Genomic DNA, 24470 nt, shown 5'->3' with positions numbered 1-24470 from the left:
CCGATCGCGTGGCTGGTGCTGCTCGTGTCGCTGGTGCTGGCGGCGGTGGTCGCCGCGGTCGCGTTCGGCGCTTTCATCGACCGCGCGTTCAGCCCCGCGCTGCACCTGACGGAAGCTGACTGGCAGGTTTCCGAGCATGCCGGACGAGTCGCGCCAACGGCGACCCTGGACGCCGCCGCCTTGCCGCAGGACTGGCATCCGGTGTCGCTGCCGCTGGCCTTGCCGGTGGCGCTGCTGGGCCAGGCCGAGGCCGCGCGTGAAGGCGACGCGGCCGTGCGCACGACCTGGCTCCGCGTGCGCGTGCCGCCGGCACCGCGCGGCTTGCTCGCGGGCCAGCTGGGCCTCTACGGTGCGCGCATCAAGACCGACGGCACCATCGCCGTCTATGCCGACGGCCGCCTCGTCCATCGCGCCCAGGAACAGGGTCCGCTGTGGAACAGCACCCGCACGCCGCTCTGGGTGTCGCTGGAACCGCCCGAGGACGGCCGGCCGGTCCATGACATCCTGATCCGGCTGGAGCACACCAGCCGCAGCCAGGTCGCGGTCTCCAGCCTGTGGCTGGGGCCCGTCGATGCGCTGCGCGCCCGCCATCACCTGCGGGCCTGGCTGCAGCTGGACCTGCCGGCGATCCTGGGCGCGGGCTTCGCGGCGATCGGCGTCTTCGCGCTGTTCGTCTGGATCCGCCGCCCGCACGAGACCGGCTACCTGCTGTTCTTCAACCTCGCGGCGACGTCCTACCTGCGCGGGCTGCATTTCTACGTCTCGCTCCCGGTCGCCAACGACGCCTTCGCCTGGCTGACCGTCAACTCGCTGTTCTGGCTGGTGACCGTCGTCCACTTCTTCCTGCGATCCCTGCACGGCCAGCCGATGCGGGGCATGACGCGGGCGCTGGTGGCGGTGACGGTGCTGGTCGGCGTGGCGACGCTGCCGCTGCCCGGCCTGCTGCCCAACACGCCGCGCGTGACGCCGCTGCTCTACCTGGTGGTCGCGGGCATGGGCATCGTGGTCGGCACCGCGGGTGCGCGCGCGGCCTGGAAGAGCTCCGGCGAGGGGCGGCTCGTGGCCGCGGGCATCGGCGTGTGCGTGCTGCTGGGGATGTCGGACTGGGCGCTGCAGAACAACGTCGTCAGCCCCGAAGGCTGGTACCTCGGCGCCTACGCCAACGCGGTGGCGCTGACGGTCTTCGGCCTGCTGATGTACCGCCGATACGTGCAGGCGATCGCCACCGTCGAGGACCTCAACGCCAGCCTGGCCGAGCGCCTGGCCGCGCGCGAGGCCGAGCTCGACGAGAGCCACCGTCGCCTGCGCGAGATCGAGCGTCGGCAGGCCGTCAGCGACGAGCGTCAGCGCCTGATGCAGGACATGCACGACGGACTGGGCGCGGCGCTGATCGGCGCGATCCGGAGCGCCGAGCGCGGCGCGCTGCCCGAGCGCGACGTGGCGCGTGTGTTGCAGGACTGCCTCGACGACCTGAAGCTGACGATCGATTCGATGGAGCCGGTCGAGGCCGATCTGCTGCTGCTGCTCGCGACCTTGCGCTTCCGGCTGGAGCCGCGGCTCGAGGGCAGCGGCGTCGCCCTGCGCTGGGACGTGCGCGAAGTACCGCAGCTGTCATGGCTGGAACCGTCGAGCGCGCTGCACATCATGCGCATCGTCCAGGAGAGCATCGCCAACGTGCTGCGCCACACGCGCGCATCGGAGATCTGCCTGAGCACCTCCACCCACGAAGGCGGCGTGCGCGTGGAGATCGTCGACAACGGCCAGGGCTTCGACGCGGCCGCCGAGCTGGCCGGCGGTCGCGGGCGCGGCCTGCAGAACCAGCAGCGCCGCGCGGCGGCGATCGGCGCGCGCGTGGACTGGCGATCGGGCGCCCAGGGAACGCGCTTCAGCCTGTGGTTGCCGCTGGCACCGCGAACCGGAGATCCCGCGTAGTCACCGATCGCCGCGGCTGACGCCGTTCGGCGCCCGACCACGCTTCAGACGTTGCGCATCCAATCCGCGGTATTCGCGAACGAGGCGGCCAGACGCCGCTGCAGCTCGACGTCGAGCTCGCACTCGGCCATCGCCTGCGTCATCGCCGTCATCCACTGATCGCGCTCGGCGATGCCGATGCGGTAGGGCATGTGGCGGGCGCGCAGGCGCGGATGGCCGAAGCGCTCGACGAAGTGGTCCGGCCCGCCCAGCCAGCCGCAGAGGAACCAGAACAGCTTGTCTCGCGAGCCGTCCAGCGTCGTCGGGTGGATCGCCCGCAACTGCGCGAAGCGCGGCTCCAGGTCCATCAGGTCGTAGAAGCGGTCGACGAGTCGCCGCACCGCGTCCTCGCCGCCGACCCACTCGAACGGGGTGGCGGGAGCGTCCCCCGTCGGGGTGTCCTCGGTGCTCGCCGTGTCGTCGGCGGCACCGGTATCGGTGGAATCGGTCATCAGGAAGCGGGGAGCAGGAAGCGCGAGGCGGAGGGGGTCAGGCGTGACCCGCAGAGTATTCCAGCACCTTCGACGCGAGTCCGCGGATCCCCTGCGCCGCGTCGCAGCCGGGGTAGTGCTCCAGCAACAGCTGCCGCTTGAGCACGGCCTGCCGCACCATCGGGTCGTTCTTGACCTCGCCGAGCAGCTCCAGCTTGAAGGTCTGCCCCGGCGTCGGTCCGACGAAACGCTGCAGCACCTGCTGCAGCTGGCCGCAGATCAGCTTGCCCTCGCCCGGCCGGTTGGCCTGGTTGACGATCAGGCGCACCAGGCGGCGCTCCTGCTGGGTCGCGAGCACCTTGATCGTGGCGTACGCGTCCGTCAGCGAGGTCGGCTCCGGCGTCGCGACGACCAGCACGTCATTCGCCATCGACACCGAGAACAGCACCACGTCCGAGATACCGGCGCCGGTGTCCAGCAGCACGTAGTCGAAACGCGGCCGCACGACCTCGAGGATGTGCAGCAGCTTGTCGCGCACGTCGGGCGTCAGCCGCGAATACTCGACCATGCCCGAGCCCGCCAGCAGCACGTGGAAGCCGCCCGGCGCCGGCAGGATCGCCTGCTCCAGGGTGCAGCGCTCGGTGAAGACATCGTGCAGCGTGAGCTTGGGGTGCAGGTTCAGCACCACGTCCAGGTTGGCCAGGCCGAGGTCGGCATCCAGCACCAGCACGCGCTCGCCGCGCGCGGCCAGGGCCGCCGCCAGATTGGCGGTGACGAAGGTCTTGCCCACGCCGCCCTTGCCGCTCGTGACGGCCAAGGTGCGAGCGCCTCCGCGGGCATGGGGTGCAGCAGGAGCTGTTGTATTGCTCATTCACTATCCTGTTGCGTTACGGCGAACAACATGCCCTTTTCCTCGGCGCTCACCAGCGAGTCCACATGGCTCTCGAGGCAGGCGCGGTTGCGGCCTTCGGCCTTGGCGCGGTAGAGCTGGCGGTCCGCCCGCTCCGTCCAGATCAGCGTCGACGACCGCACCCACTGCGGCGCGAACGCCCCGCCGATGCTGATCGTGCAGGTCAGCGGCGCATGGCCGGCGCCCGCGCTGATCGCCAGCGCCTGCACCCGCTGCCGGATGCGTTCCGCGACCGTCACCCCGAACGACGTCGGGCAGTTGGGCAGGATGATGGCGAATTCCTCGCCGCCGATCCGCGCCACCGTGTCCATCGGCCGCACCGTCTGCGCGATCGACTGGGCGACCGCGCGGATCACCATGTCGCCGGCCGCGTGGCCGTGCTGGTCGTTGACCGCCTTGAAGTGGTCGATGTCCAGCATCAGCAGCAGCGCCGGTTCCCCGGACCGCGCCACGCGATCGACCTCCCGGCCCAGCGCCATCTCGAAGCTGCGGCGGTTGACCAGCCCGGTCAACGCGTCCTTGCTGGAGAGATCGCACAAGGCGTCGAGGATGCCCTGCAGCCACGGCTCCGAATACGGCTCCGCGTCGGGCAGCATCGCACCGGCCTGCTGCAGCAGCTGCAGGGCCAGGTCCAGGCGCAGCTTGTGGGCTGCAATGAGACTTTGCGGAGCGTCCAAGGTCAGATCAGGCAATTTCGAGGGCAGTCTAGCGGCTTCCCCCTCAAATGAGCGCGCAGAAAAGAGGGGTTCCCCCCACCTCTTTCACACATCAAATGGACCAAACACAATCAAACTAGCATTGTCGACAATGGTGATCACCCGGTGCTACGGCATCTCCTCTTCGAAGAAACCAAACAGCCCCATGCGCCAAGGTCAACCGGTCTCGCTCGCGGCCCCGTCGCCGGTGGAGGCGATCGATCATGAGTTCAGCTTCAGCAAGGCCGACTTCGAACGCGTCCGCCAGCTGATCTACCAGCACGCCGGCATCTCGCTGCACGACGGCAAGCATGCGATGGTCTACAGCCGGCTGTCGCGCCGCCTGCGCGACACCGGCTACAAGAGCTTCGCCGACTACCTCCAATGGCTGGAGGGCATCACCGGCCCGCAAGGCGACCAGGAGTGGCAGGAGTTCGTGAACTGCCTGACCACCAACCTGACCTCGTTCTTCCGCGAGGACCACCACTTCACGTCGCTCACCGACGACCTCAAGACGCTCACCGGCAAGCCGATCCGCATCTGGTGCTGCGCGGCATCGACGGGCGAGGAGCCCTACTCCATCGCGATGACCTGCCAGGAATCGCTGGGCGCGAACAGCGGCGTGCAGATCGTCTCCAGCGACATCGACACCAACGTCCTGAACACGGCGCGCAAGGGCGTCTACGCGGCCGAGTCCCGCGGCCTGTCGCCGCAGCGGCTCAAGCAGTTCTTCCTGCGCGGCACCGGCGCCAACGAGGGCCGCATCCGCGTCCGCCCCGAGCTGGCGAAGATGATCGACTTCCGCCCGCTGAACCTGATGCACGCCTCGTGGTCGCTGGGAGATCCCTTCCACGTCGTGTTCTGCCGCAACGTCATGATCTATTTCGACGCCCCGACGCAGCGCAAGGTGCTGGAGCGCATCCACAAGGTGATGCGTCCGGGCGGGCTGCTGTTCGTCGGACATTCCGAGAACTTCACCGATTCCCGCGATCTCTTCCGCCTGCGCGGCAAGACGATCTACGAGCGCGTCGGCTGATCGCCGCGAACGATCCGCCGCACGACGATCCGAAGAACCCCCATTCAGCGACACCCCCATGACCCTGCCCTCCGCCTCCTCCGCGATGCAGCAAAGCGCGGCGCTGGCCAGCGCCGGCGCGGCCCGCGTGGCCCAGCTCAAGTCGGTGACGCGCAAGAACGGCGAGGCGTCGTTCTTCTTCTACGAAGCGCATTTCAAGAACGCCGCGGTCAAGGTACTGCCCGGCGAATACTTCGTCGACAACGACGACCTGCTGGTCATGACCACGCTGGGCTCGTGCATCGCCGCCTGCCTGTGGGACCGCCACGCGCAGATCGGCGGGATGAACCACTTCATGCTGCCCGAAGGGCACGGCGACTCGGGCCGTTACGGCTCGTTCGCGATGGAACTGCTGATCAACGAGATGATGAAGCGCGGCGCTTCCAAGAGCCGCATGGAAGCGAAGATCTTCGGCGGCGGCGCGGTGATCGCGGGCATGAACACGATCAACGTCGGCGAGCGCAACACCAACTTCGTCATCGATTTCCTGAAGCTCGAACGCATTCCCATCGTGTCCAAGGACGTGATGGACGTCTACCCGCGCAAGGTGTGTTTCCTGCCCAAGAGCGGCAAGGCGATGGTCAAGCGCCTGGCGCCGACCAACACCGATGCCCTGGTCCAGCAGGACAAGGCCGCGGCGCAGCAGGCGCAACCGGTGGCGAGCACCGGCGGTTCGATCGATCTGTTCTGAGAAGACACTGACACCACTGAGGCAGCACGGAGCAGCAGCGTGCCCGGAAGTACCGAGGAGTAAGAACCAATGGCCAAGACCACCGTCGTCGTCGTCGACGATTCCGCGCTGGTGCGGAGCATCCTGACTGAGATCATCAACCGCCAGCCCGACATGCAATGCATCGGGGCCGCCAGCGACCCGCTGGTCGCGCGGGAGATGATCCGCAACCTCAACCCTGACGTGATCACGCTCGACGTCGAGATGCCGAAGATGGACGGCCTCGACTTCCTGCAGCGCCTGATGCGCCTGCGACCGATGCCGGTCGTGATGGTGTCGACGCTGACCGAGCGCGGCGCCGAGGTCACGCTGAAGGCGCTGGAGCTGGGCGCGGTGGACTTCGTCGCCAAGCCCAAGATCGGCGTGGCCGACGGCATCCGCGCGCTGGCGCAGGACATCACCGACAAGATCCGCATCGCGGCGAAGGCGCAGATCCGTCGCCTGCACGCGCCGGGTCCGGCCGCCGCGCCGGGCGCCCCCGCGCCGGCGGGAGGGGCGACTCCGCCGCTCAAGCCCGCCTCGCCGATCGCGAGCCTGGGCCGGCTGTCGACCGAGAAGATCATCTTCATCGGCGCGTCGACCGGCGGCACCGAAGCGACCAAGGACGTGCTGATCAACCTGCCGGCCGACTGCCCGGCGGTCTGCATCACGCAGCACATGCCGGCGGGTTTCACCCGCAGCTACGCGGCGCGCCTGGACGGCCTGTGCAAGATCCGCGTGAAGGAAGCGCAGGACGGCGAGCGCATCCTCCCCGGCCACGGCTACATCGCGCCGGGCGGCATGCACTTCAGCGTGGAGCGCTCCGGCGCCAACTACATCGCCCGCGTGCAGGACGGCGAGGCGGTGAACCGCCACAAGCCGTCGGTGGAGGTGCTCTTCAACTCCGCCGCGCGCGTGGTGGGTCAGAACGCGCTGGGCATCATGCTCACCGGCATGGGCGCCGACGGCGCCAAGGCGATGAAGACGATGAAGGACGCGGGCGCCTACAACCTCGTGCAGGACGAGGCGACCTGCGTCGTCTTCGGCATGCCGCGGGAGGCGATCAACGCCGGCGCCGCCGACGAGGTGCTGCCGCTGCACCAGATCGCCACGCGGCTGATCGAGCGCCTGCGCAGCACGGCGGGCATGTCGATGAACCGCGTGTGATGTGCGGTTGGTCGGCGGTTGAATGACGGTTGACCGGCGGTTGACCGTCACTTCCCGGCGGGGATGTCCTCGCCGGACACGAAACGGGCGCCGACGAGGCGCCCGTTTGCGTTTGGGCTCATTGCGCGCGGCCCTTCTTGTCTTCGCTGGTCCGGTCGCTGGTCCGGTTCACAGCCGGCTGCACGCGAGGCGCCATGGCGCCCTGGCGATCGTTGGCCGCGGCGACCAGCGTCGCCTGCCGGGCGGCCTGCTCGCGCGCCACGCGCTGCGCCTCCACCCGGGCGACACGCTGCTCGCGGGCGGCGATCTGCAGTTCGGCGTTGACGTCGTTGAACGCGTTGGCGTTCGAGACCAGCGCCAGCGCCGAGACGATCGCGATCAGCACGGTCAGCGCCGGGCCGATCACCGGGAAACGCGCCCACGGCGAGTAGGCGTAGCACGGCACCTGCGGGGTCACCCGGGCACGGAGGCAGGAGGTGATGTCGGGCTCGTTCATGGTCGTTCCTTCGTTCATCGGTGGGAGTTTTGGATCAGTGCTGGTAATGCTAGATGCCCAACAAGCGGTCTCCAAACGCTATATCCTTGCCTCCTTGAGTAGCCAAACTTTCCAACGAGTCGCTACAGTCGCCCTCGCTTTCCCTTCCCGTTCTCCCGGAGGACACCCGATGCGACTTCCCCGCCTGCCGCTCCAGTACCTGGCCGCCTTCCGGGCCGCCGCGCTGCATCAGAACCTGCGCGCCGCGTCCGAGGAACTCAACCTGACGCACTCCGCGGTGAGCCAGCAGATCCGTGCGCTGGAACTGCAGCTCGGCTTCCCGGTCTTCGATCGACAGGGGCGACGCGTGGTGTTGAACGCCGCCGGCGCAGCCCTGCTGCGCGGCGTGGAGCGCGCCTACCAGGAACTCGACCAGGGCCTGCGCGCCGCGACCTCCGCGCACGGCGTCGGGCAGCGCAGCCTGCGCGTGACGGTGCTGCCCTCCTTCGCGCAGCGCTGGCTGCTGCCGCGGCTGGGCCGCTGGCACGCGCGGCATCCCGAAGTGACGATCGAGATCGAAGCGACGGCCCGGCTCGTCGACCTGGAGCGGGAAAAATTCGACATCGCGTTGCGACAAGGCCTCGGCCCCTGGCCCGGCCTGACGAGTGAACCGCTCTTCGACCTCTCGATGCTCCCGGTCGCGTCGCCCGCGTTGGCGCACCAGTTGATCGGGCAGCCGCTGGAGGCGCTGGCCCAGGCGCCATTGCTCGGCGATCCGGCGCAGTGGGAGGACTGGTTCGCGCAGGCCGGATTGCGGCGCCAGGTCGTGCCCGTCGCCATCTTCAACGACTTCGGCATCCTGCTGCAGGCGGCCGAGCAAGGCATGGGCGTCGGCCTGACGCGCGAATTGCTGGCGGCGGATGCGCTGCTCGACGGCCGTCTCGTCCGCGTCGCGCCGCGGCAGGCGATGCTCAAGGAGCCGCAGCGGTATCACATCGTCTACGCGCCGCAGTCGCGCGAGGAACCTGCCTTGCGCGCCTTCATCGACTGGCTGCACGAGGAGACCGCGCAGTCGCGCGCGGCGCTGGACGGGTCGATGACCTGCCTGGCGACCGGCCGTGTCACGGGCCCGGCCACCGGCAAGGTCACGATGCCAGAAACAGTTCCTGCAGATCGCTGAGGAAGTCGAAGCCGCGCGGTGTCGCGCGGATCACGGCGGGATCGAGGTCGAGCAGGCCCTTCTCGCGCCCTTGCGCCATCGCCTTGGCGATCGATGACGGCGGCAGGCCGGTGCGCTCGAGGAAGCTCTGCAGCGTCACGCCCTCGCGCAGACGCAACGCGTTCAGCATGAACTCGAAGGGCAGCTCGTTGCGGGCGACCTCGTTCTCGTTGGACACGGCCTGCCCCTCGGCCGCCTTCTGCATGAAGGTGGCGGGATCGCGCCAGCGGACCTGCCGCAGCAGCCGGTGCGCGAAGCTGAGCTTCGTGTGCGCGCCGGCGCCGATGCCGAGGTAGTCGCCGAACTGCCAGTAGTTGGTGTTGTGCGTGCAGCGATGGCCATCGCGCGCATAGGCCGAGACCTCGTAGCGCGACATGCCCTTCGCGCCGGTGCGCGCGGTGATCAGGTCCAGCATGTCGCTGGCGAGATCAGGATCGGGCAGGTGTTCCGGCGGCGAATTCGCGAAGCGCGTGTTGGGCTCGATCGTCAGGTGATAGACCGACAGGTGCGGCGGATCGAACGCCAGCGCGATGTCCAGGTCCTGGTCGAGTTCCGCCAGCGTCTGCCCCGGCAGCGCGTACATCAAATCGATGTTGAAGGTGCCGAAGGCACGGGCCGCCTCTTCGATCGCCGCGCGCGCCTGCGTGCCGCTGTGGATGCGTCCCAGCGCGTGCAGCTTGGCGTCGTCGAAACTCTGCACGCCGATCGACAGCCGCGTCACGCCCGCCTGCGCGAAGCCGGCGAAGCGGTCCTTCTCGAAGGTGCCGGGATTGGCTTCCATCGTGATTTCGCAGCCCGGCTCCAGCGGCAGGCGCGCGCGCAGGTCGGAGATCAGCTCGGCGATCTGCTCCGGCGCGAACAGGCTGGGCGTGCCGCCGCCGATGAAGATCGACACGACCGACCGGCCCCAGATCAGCGGCAGCGCCGCTTCCAGGTCCGAGCGCAGGGCGGCGAGGTACTGGCGCGCGGTCTCCACGTCGAGCTCGCGCCCGTCGCGGTATTCATGCGAGTTGAAGTCGCAGTACGGGCACTTGCGGATGCACCACGGCAGGTGCACGTACAGCGACAGCGGCGGCAGCGCCGACAGCGTCAGCGTGCCGGGCCGCATCATGCGGATGATGTCAGCCAAGGTGCCAGCTCTCGCGCATCTGGCGCAGCAGGTCTTGCGACGCGAGCGCGCGATGGCTCAGACGGTTCTTCGCCTCGGCGCCCAGCGCCGCGACGCTCTTCCCGAGTTCAGGAATGAACAGCAGCGGGTCGTAGCCGAAGCCGCCCTCGCCTTCCAGCGCATGCAGGATCTCGCCGTGCCAGCGGCCCATGGCGATCAGCGGTTCCGGGTCGTCGGCCGAGCGGACGGCGACCAGCGCGCAGACGAAGCGGGCGCGCCGATCCTCGATGCCCTCGAGCTTCTCGAGCAGCACACGATTGTTTTCGGCGTCGCTCTTCTCGCGGCCGAACAGCGTCGCGTAGCGCGCCGACAGCACGCCCGGCATGCCGCCGAGCGCATCGACGGCCAGGCCCGAGTCGTCCGCCAGCGCCGGCAGGCCGCTGGCCTTCGCCGCGTGGCGGGCCTTGGTCAGCCCGTTCTCGACGAAGGTGTGGAAAGGCTCTTCCGCCTCCGGAATGCCGAGGCTGCCCTGCGTCACGAGCTCGATGCCCAGCGGCTCGAACAGCGCCTGCAGTTCCTTCAGCTTCTTCGCATTGTTGGAGGCCAGGACCAACTTCATCGCTTGCTCCAATCGAACAGGAATCGCGGAATTACTTCAGACCGAGCGCCTCACGCTGCGCGACGAGCAGCTCGCGGATGCCCTTCTCGGCGAGGTTCAGCAGCACGTCGACCTCGGCGCGCGTGAACGCGACGCCTTCGGCCGTGCCCTGCAGCTCGACGAAGTGTCCCGCACCGGTCATGACCACGTTCATGTCGGTGTCGCAGGCGGAGTCCTCGACGTACTCGAGGTCCAGCAGCGCCTGGCCGTCCAGGATGCCGACCGAGATCGCGGCGACCGCATCCTTCAGCGGCGACGCGGTGATCTTGCCCTGCGCGATCAGCCAGCTCACCGCGTCATGCGCGGCCACGTAGGCGCCGGTGATCGCCGCGGTGCGCGTGCCGCCGTCGGCCTGCAGCACGTCGCAGTCGATCTGGATCGTGCGCTCGCCGAGCTTGGACAGGTCGAACACCGCGCGCAGCGCGCGGCCGATCAGGCGCTGGATCTCCTGCGTGCGGCCGGTCTGCTTGCCGCGCGCGGCCTCGCGGTCGCTGCGGGTGTGCGTGGCGCGGGGCAGCATGCCGTACTCGGCGGTGACCCAGCCCTCGCCGCTGCCGCGCTTGTGCGGCGGCACCTTCTCTTCGACGGAGGCGGTGCACAGCACCTTGGTGTCGCCGAACTCGATCAGCACCGCGCCTTCGGCGTGGCGGGTGTAGTGGCGGGTGATGCGGACCGGACGCAAGGCGTCCGCCGCTCGCCCTTGCGGGCGGCTGGCGTTGCTGCTCATGAGGAAATCCTTTGGTGCCTTCAGTGGGGCTTCTTGCCGGCCTTGCGGATCGCGTCCTGGATCTCGCGCACGGCGGAGTCGATCTCGGCTTCGTCGAGCTGCACGTCCTGGGTCGCCCCATGGATCGTGGAGGCGAAGCCTTCCTGGTCCAGGTCCTGCGTGGAGATCGAGTCGGGGGCATCGCCCTCGCCTTCCCACTCCACGGCCAGGGCCGTCACATTGTCGCTGCGCGCGCCGGCCTGGCGCAGGGCCTGCTCGACGAGCTCCGGCACCGCGTCGCCGACCGAGCGGCTGTCGGACATGTGGCGCAGGATGTCCACGTCGCTGACCGAGCTCCACAGCCCGTCCGAGCACAGCAGCATGCGGTCACCGTTCTGCAGCAGCACCGGGCCGTTGACGTCGATCATCGGTTTGCCGGGGCTGCCGAGACACGTGAACAGCACATGGCGGTTGAAGCGCTCGGCGCCGGTCGCGTGGCGGCCCAGCGCCTCCTGCAGCTCGCTGTAGGAGTGGTCGCGCGTGCGGGCGATCAGCTCGGTCTCGCGCAGCAGGTACATGCGGGAGTCGCCGCAATGCGCCCACCAGATCTGGCCCTGTTGCATCAGCCCGACGACGATGGTCGTGCGCGGCGTGTCGTTCATGCCGCGCTGCTGCGCGTAGGTCAGCAGCTGCTGGTGCGCGAGCAGCACGGCCGTCTCCAGGAACTGCGACGGCTCCCTGATCACCGGCTGCGCGTCGCGCTGGAACAGCGCCGCGACGTTCTGGAGCGCCAGATGGGCGGCGACCTCGCCGTCCGGATGGCCGCCCATGCCGTCGGCCAGCGCGAAGAGACCGGCCTCGCGGGTATAGCAATACCCCATGCGGTCTTCGTTCTTCTCCCGGCCGCCACGGCGGCTCACCTGGTAGACGGAGAACTTCACGCCTTCGCCCCGGTCTTCAGGTTCTCCAGCTGCAGCTTGAGGCGCTCGCTGAAGCTGAGCTTGGTGTAGCGACGCTCGGTCTCACGCGAGAGCTCCTTCTGCAGCGCGAAGACGCTCTGCGGACGGGTCAGCGGATCGAGCGACATGCACCACTCGGTCACTTCGAGCAGGTTGTCGGAATACACGTTGCGCAGGCGCGAGAGCGACAGCCCGAGGCGGTCCTTCTCCAGCCGCTGCGGCGCGTCGTTGGGCGGATAGCCCTGCATGCAGGCGTAGATGCAGGCGCCGATCGCGTAGATGTCGGTCCACGGGCCCAGCGAGCCGTCGCGTCTGTACATCTCGGGCGCGGCGAAGCCGGGCGTGTACATCGGCCGGATGAAGTTGCCTTCCTTGGACAGCACCTCGCGCGCCGCGCCGAAATCGAGCAGCACCGCCTTGTTGTCGTTGGTGATGAAGATATTGGCCGGCTTGATGTCCAGGTGCAGCATCTTGTGCTGGTGCACGATGCGCAGGCCCTTGAGGATTTCGTCGAAAAGCGACCGGATGGTCGATTCCCGGAACACCTTGTCACGCTTCAAATCGCGCGCGGTCACGATGAAATCCTGCAAGGTATCGCCTTGCAGGTAATTCATGACCATATAGACGGTCTCGTTCTCGCGCAGGAAATTCAGCACCGAGACGACGCTCGGATGCGAAATCTGCGCGAGGGAACGACCTTCCTCGAAAAAGCTGCGCAACCCCAGGCGGTATAGGGGCTGCTTCTCCGGTTTCACGCGAGGCGTGAGTTCTCCGGGAGATCGTTCTGCAAGGGACGAGGGGAGGTATTCCTTCAGAGCGACCAAGTGATGGTCGGGGTCTTCGGCGAGATAAACCACGCCGAATCCACCCGCAGCCAATTTCTTGATGATCTGATAGCCCCCCACCACCGTGCCTGCGGGCAAGGGCGCCGGTTTCGGCTTTGACATAATCGCGGTTCGATTGTTCTACCGATAGCTGATGCCAGTTTACAGCATGACCGGTTATGCCAGCGCCACGGCACAACCCGCGAACTCCGGCGAAACCCCTAGCCCGGCCACCCAACCTGCGGTCACGGTGGAGGCGCGCTCGGTGAACGGACGCTTCCTCGACCTGAGCTTGCGCATGCCCGACGAGCTGCGCTCGCTCGAGCCGGCCCTGCGCGAGCTTGTCTCGGGCAGCGTCAAGCGAGGCAAGATCGAACTGAGGATCAACACCCATCGAGACACCGACAATTCCTGGCCGAACCCGCAGCCAGAGCAGCTCAACCGGCTTTCGCGGCTGGAATCGCAGGTGCAATCCTGGCTGCCGAAAGCGCAGGGACTGAGCGTCCAGGAAGCCTTGAACTGGTGCAAGACCGGCGCGACGGGCGCCTCGGCGAACGACGAGACGGTGCTCGACGCCGCGCGTCAATGCATCCAGGGATTCCTCGAGGCGCGCGAGCGCGAAGGCGGCAAACTGGTCACGATGCTCAAGCAGCGCGTCGCCACTTTGCGGGACCTCGCCACACAAGCCGAGCCGCTGATCCCGGCCGCGGTGCAACGTCAGCGCGAGCGTTTCCTGGAACGCTGGCAGGAGGCGCTGAGCGCCACCAGCGCCACGCAGACGATCTCCGAGCAGACGCTGCAGGAGCGCGCCGTCAACGAGGCGGCCGCCTACGCGCTGCGCATCGACGTGGCCGAGGAGCTCACGCGGCTGCGCTCGCACCTGGACGAGATCGAGCGCCTGCTCAAGAAGGGCGGCGAGGTCGGCAAGCGGCTGGACTTCCTGATGCAGGAACTGCATCGCGAAGCCAACACGCTGGGCTCGAAGGCCGCGGCCATCGAGCTGACCAACATCTCGGTCGAGATGAAGGTCGCGATCGAGCAGATGAAGGAACAGGTGCAGAACATCGAGTAGCTCTGCGGGGGTCCTCCGCCGACATGGCGGTCATCGCACGAAGGTGTCAGGACCATTCCTTCCGGGCCGCCAGCCAGCGGTCCAGCGATGACTGCAGATGCGAGCGCATGGCGGTCTGCGCTGCAAGCACGTCGCGGCTCTCCAAGGCGCGCAGGATGACCTCGTGCTCGCGCACCGCGTCCATCCAGGTCCGCACGCTCTCCGACCGGACACTGAGCTGCACGGAGATCGGACTGTGACGTTCGTCGAACAACTCGCGAACGAGCCGTTCCATGACCGAGTTGCCGGTCATCGCGGCAATGGCCAGGTGGAATTCGCGGTCTTCGTCCATCGGGGACCGGCCCTTGGCGATCGCCGCGCGCATGTCGCCGATCGCCTTCGACACCTGGGCAAGCCCGTCGGGCGTGGCGCGTCCACAAGCGAGCGCAACGATCGAACCTTCCAGCGCCGAACGGGCCTGCATCAGTTCGATCGGGCTTTCCCCCAGCGAATCGCTCACGGGCGCCGCCCGTTCCGCCCCGGCGCAGACATAGACGCCGGCGCCCATGCGCACCTCCACGCTGCCTTCCACTTCCAACGCGATCAGCGCCTCGCGCACCGACGGCCGCGAGACGCCCAGTCGTTGCGCCAGGTCGCGTTCCGGCGGCAGCCGCGCGCCGACCGCGTAGTCGCCCCGCTTGATGAGACCGCGGATCTGGTCGGCGATCTGCTGGTACAGACGCCGGTTGTCGACGGGTTTGAGCTGACTGATCAAAGGCGGATCCCCTGCCGACGGCCGAGGCCGATTGGCCTTACCAAAGTGATGCGCCACAGTGTATGCGCTCGCCTTGCACCGCCTCCCTCGCCGCGTACGGCCCTCATTTCCAGGGCGCCAGGGTAAGTACGGTCAGGCCAATTTCATCAATCTCGTAAAGTGGCCTGACCAAGAGGGTGCTCCGGTTCCTGGGACGGTGGCATCGCGACACAAGGACCGCCTCATGCTGACCGTGATCTGCGAGACACCCGGCACGCTTCGCGCCGAAATCCGCCCGATGCCGCTGCGCGGCGATGACGAGGTACTGCTGCGCGTCAAACGCGTGGGCGTCTGCGGCACCGACCTGCACATCTTCACCGGCGACCAGCCCTACCTGAGCTATCCGCGCGTGATGGGGCATGAACTGTCGGGCATCGTCGACCAGGCGCCGGCCGACAGCCCTCTGGCGCCTGGCGATGTGGTGTACGTGATGCCGTACCTGTGCTGCGGCACGTGCATTGCCTGCCGCCAGGGCCGCACCAACTGCTGCGCCAACCTCCAGGTGCTGGGCGTTCACCGCGACGGCGCGTTCACCGAGTACCTCACGGTGCCGCAGGGCTTCGTGCACAAGGCCGAAGGCGTGTCGCTGGACCAGGCGGCGATGGTGGAGTTCCTCGCCATCGGCGCCCACGCGGTGCGGCGGGCCGACGTGAAGGCCGGGCAGCGCGTGCTGGTGGTCGGCGCCGGCCCGATCGGGATGGCGGCGATGATCTTCTCGAAGTTGCGCGGCGCCCAGGTCACGGCGCTCGACACGCGGCGCGACCGGCTCGACTTCTGCATCGCGCAACTGCACATGGCGGCGTCGGTGCAGATCGCCGATGACGACGAACAGCAGTTGGCGCGGCTGACCGACCACGAGTTCTTCGATGTCGTGTTCGACGCCACCGGCAATCCGAAGGCGATGGAGCGCGGCTTCAAGTTCGTCGCTCACGCCGGCACCTATGTGCTGATCTCGGTGGTCACTGCGACGATCGGCTTCTCGGACCCGGAGTTCCACAAGCGCGAGACCACGCTGCTCGCCAGCCGCAACGCGACGACCGAAGACTTCGAGACCGTGCTCGACGCGATGCGCGCGGGCCAGATCCCAGACACGGCGCTCAACACGCACCGGCTCACGCTGGTCGAGGTGCCGACCGACTTCAAGCACCTGCTGGACCCCGCCCGAGGCGTCGTCAAGGCCATCGTGGAGTGCTGAGCGCCATGACCCAGGCCATCCTCCAGTTCGGCACCAGCCGCTTCCTGCAGGCGCACGTCGACCTGTTCGTCTCGCAGGCGCTCGACCGCGGCGAGACGGGCCGGGCGGTCGGCGGCATCCTCGTGGTGCAGACGACCGACAACCCCGCGAGTGCCGAACGCGTCGCCGCACTGGCCGCCGGCGACGGCTACCCGGTGCGCGTCCGCGGTCTGCGGCGCGGCGAGCGCATCGACGAGACCCTCACATGCCGCGCGGTGCGGCAGGCGCTGCAGGCCGATGCCGACTGGCCGGCGCTGCGCGAGGCCATCGCGACCGATGTGCGCGTGATCGTCTCGAACACCGCCGACCGCGGCTACCAGCTCGACGAACGCGACGGCCCGGCCTGCATCGACGACACGTCGCCTGCGCCGCATAGCTTCCCGGCCAAGCTGCTGGTGCTGCTGCACCACCGCTGGCGCGCCAGGCCGGCGGCCGCCCTGTCGATCTTTCCTTGTGAACTGATCGAGCGCAACGGCGACGTGCTGCGCGATCTGGTGCGATCGCTCGCCACCCGATGGCACCTGGATGCGGCCTTCGTCGACTGGCTGGGCAACCATTGCATCTGGGCCAACTCGCTGGTCGACCGCATCGTCGCGGAGGCGCTGCACCCGGTCGGCGCCGTGGCCGAACCCTATGCGCTGTGGGCGATCGAACGGCAGCCGGGGCTGGTGCTGCCGTGTGCACACGAAGCCATCCTGCTGACCGACGACCTCGAGCGGTACGTGCGGCTGAAACTGCTCCTGCTGAACGCCGGGCACACCTGGCTCGCTGAACGCTGGAAGGTGGACGGCCGCGCCGCCGGCGAGACCGTCCGGCAGGCGATGAACGATGCGGCCTTGCGATCCGGACTCGAATCCCTCTGGAGCGACGAGGTGCTGCCGGTGTTCACGGCGCTGGGCCAGCGCGCCGAAGCCGACGCCTACCTCGTCGACGTGCGCGAGCGTTTTCTGAACCCCTTCCTCGACCACCCGATCGCCGACATCGCGCGGAACCACGCGCAAAAGAAGCAGCGGCGCTTCCTGCCCATCGTCGCGCTCGCCGGCCGGCTGCAATGCGGCATCGCACAGCCGCGCTTGCGTGCCGCGCTGGCCGACGCGGGTTGATCCGGCGCCGACGGGAGACACCCGCATGACCATCGATGCCAAGGCGGCCATCGACCCGGCCCGGGCGACCGTCGGCGCGCGGGTGATCCGCCTGCATCCCGATGACAACATCGTCGTCTCGCTCGACCAATTGGTCTCGGGCACCCACATCGCGGCCGAAGCCACGACCGTTTCCGGGCTGATCCCGCCGGGCCACAAGATCGCGACGCGCGCGATCGCGACCGGGGAAGCGGTCAGGCGCTACGGCCAGATCATCGGCTTCGCGAGCCGGGCCATCCGCCCCGGCCAGCACGTGCACTCCCACAACCTGGCGATGGGCGACTTCAAGCGCGACTACGCCTACGGGGTCGATGCGCGCGACACGCCTCCGGCAACGCAGCCGGCGCGTTTCGACGGCATCGTGCGCGCCGATGGGCGCGTGGCGACACGCAACTACATCGGCATCCTGACGTCGGTGAACTGCTCGGCGACGGTCGCCCGCGCCATCGCGGACCACTTCCGGCGCGACATCCATCCCGAGGCGCTGGCCGCGTTCCCGAACGTCGATGGCGTCGTGGCGCTGACGCACGGCACGGGCTGCGGCATCGACTCGGAGGGCGAGGGGCTCGCGATCCTGCAGCGCACGCTCGGCGGCTACGCCTGCCATCCGAACTTCGCGAGCGTGCTCGTCATCGGGCTGGGCTGCGAGACCAACCAGATCCCGACGCTGCTGGCGACGCAGGGCTTGCAGGAGTCCGGCACGCTGCACTCGTTCACGATCCAGGATGCGGGCGGCACGACGACCGCCATCGCCCGCGGCATCCAGCTGGTGCAGGCACTGCTGCCACCGGCCAACGCCATCCGGCGGCAGCGCGTTGCCGCCAGCCACCTCGTGATCGGGCTGCAGTGCGGCGGCTCGGACGGCTACTCCGGCATTTCGGCCAACCCGGTGCTGGGCGCGGCGGTCGACCTGCTGGTGGCGCACGGCGGTACCGCGATCCTGTCGGAAACGCCCGAGATCTATGGCGCCGAACACCTGTTGACGCGGCGGGCGCAGACCGTCGAGATCGGCCACAAGCTGGTGGCGCGGATCCGCTGGTGGGAGGACTACTGCCGCCGCAACGGCGCGCAGCTGGACAACAACCCGTCCGCCGGCAACAAGGCCGGCGGCCTGACGACGGTGCTGGAGAAGTCGCTCGGCGGCATCGCCAAGGGCGGCTCCACCAACCTCATCGAGGTCTACGAATACGCGCAGCCGGTGAAGGCGCGCGGTCTGGTGTTCATGGACACGCCGGGTTATGACCCGATCTCCGCCACGGGCCAGGTGGCGGGGGGCGCCAACCTGATCTGTTTCACCACCGGTCGCGGTTCGGCCTACGGCTGTGCGCCGTCGCCGTCGGTCAAGCTGGCGACCCACACGGCGCTGATGCGGCGGCAGGCGGACGACATGGACCTCAACTGCGGCGACGTGCTCGATGGCACGCAGACCATCCGGGGCCTCGGCGCGGAGCTGTTCCAGTTGCTGCTCGACACCGCCTCGGGCCGGCCGTCGCGCAGCGAGCTGCATGGTTACGGTCAGAACGAGTTCGTGCCCTGGCAGATCAGCGTCATCACCTGAGGTCCCGAGCCGGCGCTCCACCGGACCGGGGCACGCCGGCGAGGTCACGGGTGAAGGGGACCTGCCTCGATCTTCCTCCTGGAGAGCCCCCTTGTTACGAGGCGATCCCCCCAGTTCCGCAATTGACCTCTCCGGGGCGGTGGCCTAGCTTGGCGACTAGAACTGCGGCACCAACGCCCAGCGACAGGACACCGGGGAGGAGCAATGGCCAAGCGACGATCGCAGGCAGGTCGAATGCATCTCGAACCATCCGTTCGATCCGCCAACCAAGGCGCCTTTCCACGTTCGAAAGGCGTTTCGATGCAAGTCCCCCTGCGACGGGTCGAGGGTCCGTGGAACGGGCCGGCCGTGCTTCAGCCCCTGGGGCCCCTGCCCCCCACGGCCGTGCGCCGATGGCTGACGGGAGCGCCGCCATGCTGAGCGAGCGCTCGCCCCAGCTCGTCGGTCGCGCGCCGGCCTTCCTGCAGGCGCTGACGCTGATCGAGCGCATGGCGCGTTACGACGCGCCCGTGCTGATCGTCGGCGAGACCGGCACCGGCAAGGAACTGGCCGCGCGCGCGATCCATTACCAGTCGGAGCGGCGCGACGCGCCCTTCGTGCCGCTGAACTGCGGCGCCGTGCCGGAAACGCTGATCGAGAGCGAGCTCTTCGGCTGCGAGCGCGGCGCCTTCACCGACGCCCGCCAGGCCCGCAGCGGCCTCATCGCGGCGGCCGAGGGCGGCACGCTGTTCCTGGACGAACTCGACTCGCTGCCGCTGCGCGCGCAGGTGTCGCTGCTGCGATTCCTGCAGGACTACCGCTACCGGCCGGTCGGCGGCACGCGCGAATGCAGCGGCGACGTGCGCGTCGTCGCCGCGGCCAGCCCGCGCCTGCACGAGCTGCTGCAGACCGGCGCCTTCCGCGACGACCTGGCCTTCCGCCTCAACGTGCTGCTGCTGGAGATGCCGCCGCTGCGCGACCGGCCCGGCGATGCGCGCGTGCTGGCGGAGCACTTCATCGCGAGACATGCGCGGCAGCACGCGTTGCCGCCGCGTGCGCTCGCGCCCGGCTGCGTCGACTGGATCGCGCGTTACGCGTGGCCCGGCAACGTGCGCGAGCTCGACAACCGCGTGCAGCGCGCGCTGCTGCTCTCGGATGGCGAGGAGCTCGATCTGCGCCCGTGTGGCACGGGCATGTCCCACGCGGTCAGATCCACGTCCGACGGCCCTGCCTCCGCCAGCGACCTGCGCGCCTTCAACGACGCGCGCGACGAGGCGATGCTGCACTTCGAGCGCAGCTACCTCGAGCAGCTGATGCACTCCGCGCACGGCAACGTGACGCACGCCGCGCGGCTGGCCGGCAAGGAACGTCGCGCGCTGGGCAAGCTGCTGAAGAAGCACGGCCTCGAGCGCAACACGTTCGACGCGCCGAACTGAGCGCGCCACCGGGTCCGCGCCGACCCGGCGGGTGGCAGGAGGCGGGTCCGCGATCACCCACCCGGCAGCTTCTCGCGCCCGCCTCTCCTCTGAAAACGCTCGTCGACACCTTGCCGCAACACTTGGCACGTTCCTCGCATGGCGTGATCACAACGTTGCTGGAGACGCCGTTGTGCGAAGACGCAGGCACGAGAAGACGGCGAGCGGAGTCGGCCATCCTGGCCCACCTCGCCCGCCATCCGCTCGCCGCCGACACCGAGCAGGGCATCGCGCAATGGTGGTTGGGCTCGATGGGCGTGGACGTTCCGCTGGCCGACGTGCGGCAGGCGCTGGAGACGCTGCTGCGCGACGGCCGCATCGAACGCGCCACGCTGCCCGACGGGCGCGCGATCTTCCGCGCGCCGCGGTCGGCCGGCCCCTGACCTGGCGACGTCCGCCGGCAAGCATTCCCCGTCCATCCAGAGGCACTCAGAGGACTTCAGGCGCATGGCCAACATCCAGGCGATCCACTCGGTCGGCCACTCGATCGTGACCTACCTGCGCAACACCTACCCGGCCGACGCCGGCGGGACGGCGATGCCGGAGTGCGACGTCGTCCTGCTGTCGTCCGGGGAACTCGCGGGGCCGCAGGAGGACACGACGCGGATCTCCCTGTACCTGTACCGCGTGACGGTCAACGAGCACCTGCGCCAGCACCGCCCGGACCGCATGTCCGGCGAGCAGCAGGCACCGCTCGGGCTGGACCTGCACTTCCTGCTCAGCGCCTGGGCCAGCAACCCGCAGGACGAGCTGCTGCCCTTCGCCTGGGCGATGCGGCAGCTCTACGAGCACCCGATCCTCGACGCCTCCGCGCTGTCGCCGGAAGCCGGCTGGGGGCCCGACGAGGTGATCCAGATCATCCCGTCCGAACTGTCCACCGAGGACATGATGCGCATCTGGGACGCGCTGGAGCCGGCGTACCGGCTGTCGGTCTCCTACATCGCGCGCCGCGTTCGCCTCGATCCGGACAGGATCCTCGACGCCGGACCGGTCGTCGCCACGCGCTTCGGCTACGGCACCGCCGTGCCCGCGGGGAATGCGTCGCCGGGCGCGCCGGGAGCCGCGCCATGACGCTGCTGATCCGTGAACTGGAACGCATCGACACGCGCGTGCTGGGCGCGCTGCGCTGCATCGACGCGGCCACGCGCGTGCAGGTCGCCACGCTCCTGGACGTGCGCATCGCCGGCGCGACGGTGCGGCGCAATCGCAGCGGGCTGTACGTGATCGTGCGCGCCGAGGCCCCCCTCACGCTCGCGGCGCACGAGGCCGCCTTCGACAACGCGCCCGGCACGCCGACCGTCGGCGACGTCACGCTGTCCGTGACCGTCACCGACCCCGCCGGCCGCTATCTGCCGCGCCGCGCCGCGCTGGCGCTGCCGCGCGATCCGCAGCCCGCGAATGCCGCGTCGCCCGAGTCCCTGTTCCGCCCGGTCGAGTTGCCGCTGTACCCGTCCGCCATCGCGCCCACGGGCATGAACTGGTCGGTGCTGCGCCTGAGCGTGCACGAGACCGGCAGCCTCGACGCCCTCGGCGGCGCCCTGCTGCTGGCCCGCGCCGGCGGCAACGTGCTCGCGCGCGCGCTCACCGACTGGCGCGGCGAAGCGCTGCTGCCGGTGCCCGGCGTGCCGGTGACGACCTGGTCCGACGATCCCGATGAGGTCGTGGTCACCGAGCTCGCCGCGCGCATCGAATGGTGTTTCGACCCCGCCCCCGGCGCGGCCGGCACCCGCACGCCGGCGGCCCAGGTGCGCGCCGGTCGCGCGCCGGCGGTCCTGCCCCTCGTCGATCCCGACGACCTCGAATCCCGCGCCGCCACGCTGCCCAACGCCACGCTGGACGTGGCGCTGGCGGCGGGGCGTTCGCAGTCGTTTTCCCTTCCCCTCGCACTGCCATGAAGGACTTCCTGAAGGCCCCGCGAGTTGTTCGTCACGGCGATTCCCACCGCGGCACGGTCCGCGGATGCGCCTTCAGGCAAAGGAGATAGGCCATGCCCGAATACCTGGCACCCGGCGTCTACGTCGAAGAGACCAGCTTCCGCGCCAAGTCCATCGAGGGCGTGGGCACCAGCACCACCGCCTTCGTCGGTCCGACGCGACGCGGCCCCGTCGACGGCGTGCCGGAGATGGTGACCAGCCTCACCGATTTCGAGCACGTCTACGGCAGCCTCGAGAACCTCGGGCTGAGCGACGTCACCGACGCGCGGCGGCGCCTGAACTTCGTGGCGCACGCGGTGCGGGCCTACTTCGACAACGGCGGCTCGCGGCTCTACGTCGTGCGCACCTTCAACGCCGCCGGCACCGCCGCGGGACGGCTGCGCGACCCCGGCGGCACGCCGGCCGAAGGCGCCTTCATCCGCGCGCGCTTCCCCGGCGCGGCCTACAACGGCCGGGTGCTGTTCCGCGAGTCGCGCCGCCCCGCGACGCTGCGCACGATGGGCACGGCGCCGGCGGGCAGCGTCCTCGCGGTGACCCCGAACGGCGGCACCGAGACGCTCTACACCGGCAGCGGCGCCACCTGGATCGATGCGGCCTCCGCCGCGCTGTCGCTGGCGGGCCTCGGGCCGGATGACGTGCCCGGCGGCGCGGGCGCCACGGCCACCCTCGTGACGCTGGCGCTGGACGTGATCGACGCCGACGGCGGCGCGCAGACCTGGGAAGACATCGGCGTGGCGCGCACGCATCCGCGCTGGCTCGGCGCGGTGCTGGCGAGGACGCCGGCCAGCCGCGCGGACGCGCTCATCAACACGGTCTGGGCCGACATCGGCGACGCGGTCGACGGCTTCGAGCTGATCGCCGCGATCCGCGCCCTGCCGCTCGTGCCCGGCGACGCCGACGGCCGCCGTGTGCTCGCCCTGGGCGCCGGTGTCGGCAGCGAAGCGGGCAGCGACGGCGTCGCGCCGACGCTCGGCGCCGAGACCACGCCCGGCAGCTACGCCGCGGCGCTCGCGATCCTGTCCGGCATCGAGGACGTCTCCATCGTCGCCGCGCCCGGCAGCAGCGCCTACGCCGAGGCGCAGGCCGTGCAGAACGCGCTGATCGCGCATGCCGAGCGCCGCCGCGCCTACCGCATCGCGGTGCTGGACAGCGCGCCCGCGCAGACGCCGGGCGACATGCGGGTCGCGCGCGGTCGCGTCGACTCCAAGTACGCCGCGCTCTACTACCCCTGGGTCGTCGTCGCCAACCCGCTCTCCCGTCCGGGTCGCGACGACATCCCCAAGGAGATCGCGCTGCCGCCGTCGGGTTTCGTCACCGGCATCTACGCGCGCAACGACATCCAGCGCGGCGTCTACAAGGCGCCGGCCAACGAGGTCGTCACCGGCGCGCTGCGCTTCGAGTCCGACGTCAACTTCGCGCAGCAGGAGCTGCTCAACCCGCTGGGCGTGAACTGCCTGCGCTACCTCAGCGGGCGCGGCTACCGCGTCTGGGGCGCGCGGCTGGTCTCCAGCGATCCGGAGTGGAAGTACGTCTCCGACCGGCGCTACTTCAACTACCTCGAGGCCAGCATCGACCGCGGTACGCAGTGGGCCGTCTTCGAGCCCAACGGCGAGCGGCTCTGGGCCAACGTGCGCCAGACCATCTCGGACTTCCTCTACAACGAATGGCGCAACGGTGCGCTGCTGGGCAGCACGGTGGAGCAGGCCTTCTTCGTGCGCTGCGACCGCAGCACGATGACCCAGAACGACCTCGACAACGGCCGCCTGGTGTGCCTGATCGGCGTGGCCCTCATCAAGCCGGCCGAGTTCGTCATCTTCCGCATCGGCCAGAAGACGGCCGACGCGGCGTAACCCCCGGGCCCCGTCGCTTAGGAGCACCCCACCATGGCCAACCGCACCACGCCCTACGGCGCCTTCAACTTCCTCGTCAACTTCGACGGCGGCGAGGTCTTCGGCGGCTTCTCGGACGTCTCCGGGCTGGGCACCGAGCTCACCGTGGCCGAGTACCGCTTCGGCAACGACAAGGAGAACCACGTCCGCAAGGTCGCCGGCGTGCACAAGGTCTCCGACGTCACGCTCAAGCGCGGCATCCTCAACTCCAAGACCTTGTTCGACTGGATCGGCGAGGCCCGCGTCAAGGGCCCCGCCGCGCAGAAGAGCGTCACCGTCACGCTGCTCGACGAGGCGCAGAAGCCCGTCCAGTCCTGGGTGCTGCGCGGCGTGATCCCGATGAAGTACACGGGACCGACGCTGGCCGGCAAGGGCGGCGGGGACGTGGCGATCGAGGAAGTCGTGCTGTCGGCCGAGGCGCTGGAGTTGACGGTGTGATCTGCCGTCCTGCCACCGCCGCTGGCCCTCACCCCTGCCCTCTCCCGCT

The 24470-nt window shown here is 69.3% G+C and carries 25 protein-coding genes; 15 read left to right on the top strand and 10 right to left on the bottom strand.

Annotated elements, in window-relative coordinates; translation table 11 throughout:
* Positions 1–30 precede the first annotated feature (30 nt).
* A complete protein-coding gene (locus AC07PR_RS07310; protein ID WP_495135294.1) occupies positions 31–1932 on the top strand; it encodes a sensor histidine kinase in 1902 nt (633 codons plus the stop codon).
* A gap of 44 nt (positions 1933–1976) precedes the next feature.
* Here the strand turns inward: AC07PR_RS07310 and AC07PR_RS07305 are convergent, their stop codons facing one another.
* Genes AC07PR_RS07305 through AC07PR_RS07295 form a run of 3 tightly spaced genes read right to left on the bottom strand, consistent with a single transcriptional unit; the run spans position 1977 to position 3989 of the window.
* A complete protein-coding gene (locus AC07PR_RS07305; RefSeq protein WP_495134885.1) occupies positions 1977–2423 on the bottom strand; it encodes a group II truncated hemoglobin in 447 nt (148 codons plus the stop codon).
* A 37-nt stretch (positions 2424–2460) separates the two neighbouring features.
* Positions 2461–3273 (bottom strand): MinD/ParA family protein, encoded by an 813-nt coding sequence (locus AC07PR_RS07300; protein WP_377152984.1) that lies wholly within the window; start codon positions 3271–3273, stop codon positions 2461–2463.
* Positions 3270–3989 (bottom strand): GGDEF domain-containing protein, encoded by a 720-nt coding sequence (locus tag AC07PR_RS07295; RefSeq protein WP_377152982.1) that lies wholly within the window; start codon positions 3987–3989, stop codon positions 3270–3272. Before AC07PR_RS07295 ends, AC07PR_RS07300 begins: the two co-directional genes overlap by 4 nt.
* 184 nt (positions 3990–4173) lie before the next feature.
* On the opposite strand from AC07PR_RS07295, the gene AC07PR_RS07290 reads away from it, so the two are divergent.
* From AC07PR_RS07290 to AC07PR_RS07280, 3 genes are all read left to right on the top strand, one after another.
* Positions 4174–5043: a CheR family methyltransferase gene (locus AC07PR_RS07290; protein ID WP_377152980.1), complete on the top strand. Its 870-nt coding sequence runs from the start codon at positions 4174–4176 to the stop codon at positions 5041–5043.
* 58 nt (positions 5044–5101) lie between these two features.
* A complete protein-coding gene (cheD, locus tag AC07PR_RS07285) occupies positions 5102–5773 on the top strand; it encodes a chemoreceptor glutamine deamidase CheD (protein ID WP_431104602.1) in 672 nt (223 codons plus the stop codon).
* Between the two features lie 69 nt (positions 5774–5842).
* On the top strand, positions 5843–6958 hold the full coding sequence (locus tag AC07PR_RS07280; protein WP_377152976.1) for a protein-glutamate methylesterase/protein-glutamine glutaminase: 1116 nt from the start codon (positions 5843–5845) through the stop codon (positions 6956–6958).
* Between the two features lie 118 nt (positions 6959–7076).
* On the opposite strand, the gene AC07PR_RS07275 is transcribed toward AC07PR_RS07280, so the two are convergent.
* The gene (locus tag AC07PR_RS07275; protein WP_483107196.1) at positions 7077–7454 is read right to left on the bottom strand and encodes a hypothetical protein; all 378 of its coding nucleotides are present in this window, start codon (positions 7452–7454) and stop codon (positions 7077–7079) included.
* A 169-nt stretch (positions 7455–7623) separates the two neighbouring features.
* Between AC07PR_RS07275 and AC07PR_RS07270 the strand changes: the two genes are divergently transcribed.
* Positions 7624–8613 carry a LysR substrate-binding domain-containing protein gene (locus AC07PR_RS07270; protein WP_495134884.1) on the top strand — a complete coding sequence of 330 codons (990 nt, stop codon included), beginning with the start codon at positions 7624–7626 and terminating at the stop codon, positions 8611–8613.
* Here AC07PR_RS07270 and hemW read toward each other — a convergent pair.
* The 5 genes from hemW to AC07PR_RS07245 are packed head-to-tail and all read right to left on the bottom strand — an operon-like array spanning position 8579 to position 13030.
* Positions 8579–9763 (bottom strand): radical SAM family heme chaperone HemW, encoded by a 1185-nt coding sequence (hemW, locus tag AC07PR_RS07265; protein ID WP_495135293.1) that lies wholly within the window; start codon positions 9761–9763, stop codon positions 8579–8581. The genes AC07PR_RS07270 and hemW overlap by 35 nt on opposite strands.
* Positions 9764–9773: 10 nt before the next feature.
* Positions 9774–10379: an RdgB/HAM1 family non-canonical purine NTP pyrophosphatase gene (gene rdgB / locus AC07PR_RS07260; protein WP_495134883.1), complete on the bottom strand. Its 606-nt coding sequence runs from the start codon at positions 10377–10379 to the stop codon at positions 9774–9776.
* Positions 10380–10410: 31 nt separating this feature from the next.
* Positions 10411–11145 carry a ribonuclease PH gene (rph, locus tag AC07PR_RS07255; protein WP_431104606.1) on the bottom strand — a complete coding sequence of 245 codons (735 nt, stop codon included), beginning with the start codon at positions 11143–11145 and terminating at the stop codon, positions 10411–10413.
* Positions 11146–11165: 20 nt separating this feature from the next.
* Positions 11166–12065, bottom strand: coding sequence for a PP2C family protein-serine/threonine phosphatase (locus AC07PR_RS07250; protein WP_495134882.1), 900 nt, complete (start codon positions 12063–12065; stop codon positions 11166–11168).
* Positions 12062–13030 carry a serine/threonine protein kinase gene (locus AC07PR_RS07245; protein ID WP_058936168.1) on the bottom strand — a complete coding sequence of 323 codons (969 nt, stop codon included), beginning with the start codon at positions 13028–13030 and terminating at the stop codon, positions 12062–12064. The genes AC07PR_RS07250 and AC07PR_RS07245 overlap by 4 nt, the downstream gene beginning before the upstream one ends.
* Before the next feature lie 31 nt (positions 13031–13061).
* On the opposite strand from AC07PR_RS07245, the gene AC07PR_RS07240 reads away from it, so the two are divergent.
* Positions 13062–13979: a YicC/YloC family endoribonuclease gene (locus AC07PR_RS07240; RefSeq protein ID WP_495134881.1), complete on the top strand. Its 918-nt coding sequence runs from the start codon at positions 13062–13064 to the stop codon at positions 13977–13979.
* Positions 13980–14025: 46 nt separating this feature from the next.
* On the opposite strand, the gene AC07PR_RS07235 is transcribed toward AC07PR_RS07240, so the two are convergent.
* Positions 14026–14790 (bottom strand): FadR/GntR family transcriptional regulator, encoded by a 765-nt coding sequence (locus tag AC07PR_RS07235; RefSeq protein WP_495134880.1) that lies wholly within the window; start codon positions 14788–14790, stop codon positions 14026–14028.
* 166 nt (positions 14791–14956) lie between these two features.
* On the opposite strand from AC07PR_RS07235, the gene AC07PR_RS07230 reads away from it, so the two are divergent.
* From AC07PR_RS07230 to AC07PR_RS07190, 9 genes are all read left to right on the top strand, one after another.
* Positions 14957–15967: a zinc-binding alcohol dehydrogenase family protein gene (locus AC07PR_RS07230; protein ID WP_495134879.1), complete on the top strand. Its 1011-nt coding sequence runs from the start codon at positions 14957–14959 to the stop codon at positions 15965–15967.
* A 5-nt stretch (positions 15968–15972) separates the two neighbouring features.
* Positions 15973–17109, top strand: coding sequence for a mannitol dehydrogenase family protein (locus AC07PR_RS07225; RefSeq protein ID WP_495134878.1), 1137 nt, complete (start codon positions 15973–15975; stop codon positions 17107–17109).
* A 25-nt stretch (positions 17110–17134) separates the two neighbouring features.
* Positions 17135–18706 (top strand): UxaA family hydrolase, encoded by a 1572-nt coding sequence (locus AC07PR_RS07220; protein WP_495134877.1) that lies wholly within the window; start codon positions 17135–17137, stop codon positions 18704–18706.
* A 413-nt stretch (positions 18707–19119) separates the two neighbouring features.
* Entirely contained in the window at positions 19120–20121 is a 1002-nt protein-coding gene (locus AC07PR_RS07215) for a sigma 54-interacting transcriptional regulator (RefSeq protein WP_495134876.1), read from the top strand.
* Between the two features lie 170 nt (positions 20122–20291).
* Positions 20292–20543 (top strand): hypothetical protein, encoded by a 252-nt coding sequence (locus AC07PR_RS07210; protein ID WP_483107204.1) that lies wholly within the window; start codon positions 20292–20294, stop codon positions 20541–20543.
* 64 nt (positions 20544–20607) lie between these two features.
* Positions 20608–21231 carry a Pvc16 family protein gene (locus AC07PR_RS07205; RefSeq protein ID WP_377152952.1) on the top strand — a complete coding sequence of 208 codons (624 nt, stop codon included), beginning with the start codon at positions 20608–20610 and terminating at the stop codon, positions 21229–21231.
* The gene (locus AC07PR_RS07200; protein WP_495134875.1) at positions 21228–22055 is read left to right on the top strand and encodes a hypothetical protein; all 828 of its coding nucleotides are present in this window, start codon (positions 21228–21230) and stop codon (positions 22053–22055) included. The genes AC07PR_RS07205 and AC07PR_RS07200 overlap by 4 nt, the downstream gene beginning before the upstream one ends.
* A gap of 92 nt (positions 22056–22147) precedes the next feature.
* Positions 22148–23944, top strand: coding sequence for a phage tail sheath family protein (locus AC07PR_RS07195; RefSeq protein ID WP_495134874.1), 1797 nt, complete (start codon positions 22148–22150; stop codon positions 23942–23944).
* A 33-nt stretch (positions 23945–23977) separates the two neighbouring features.
* Positions 23978–24421 (top strand): phage tail protein, encoded by a 444-nt coding sequence (locus tag AC07PR_RS07190; protein WP_377152942.1) that lies wholly within the window; start codon positions 23978–23980, stop codon positions 24419–24421.
* Positions 24422–24470: the final 49 nt, after the last annotated feature.

The sequence above is a fragment of the Roseateles sp. GW821-FHT09H11 genome, assembly GCF_059415845.1.
Note: the sequence above shows the minus strand (reverse complement) of the source record. Positions and strands in the feature narration are given on the sequence as shown.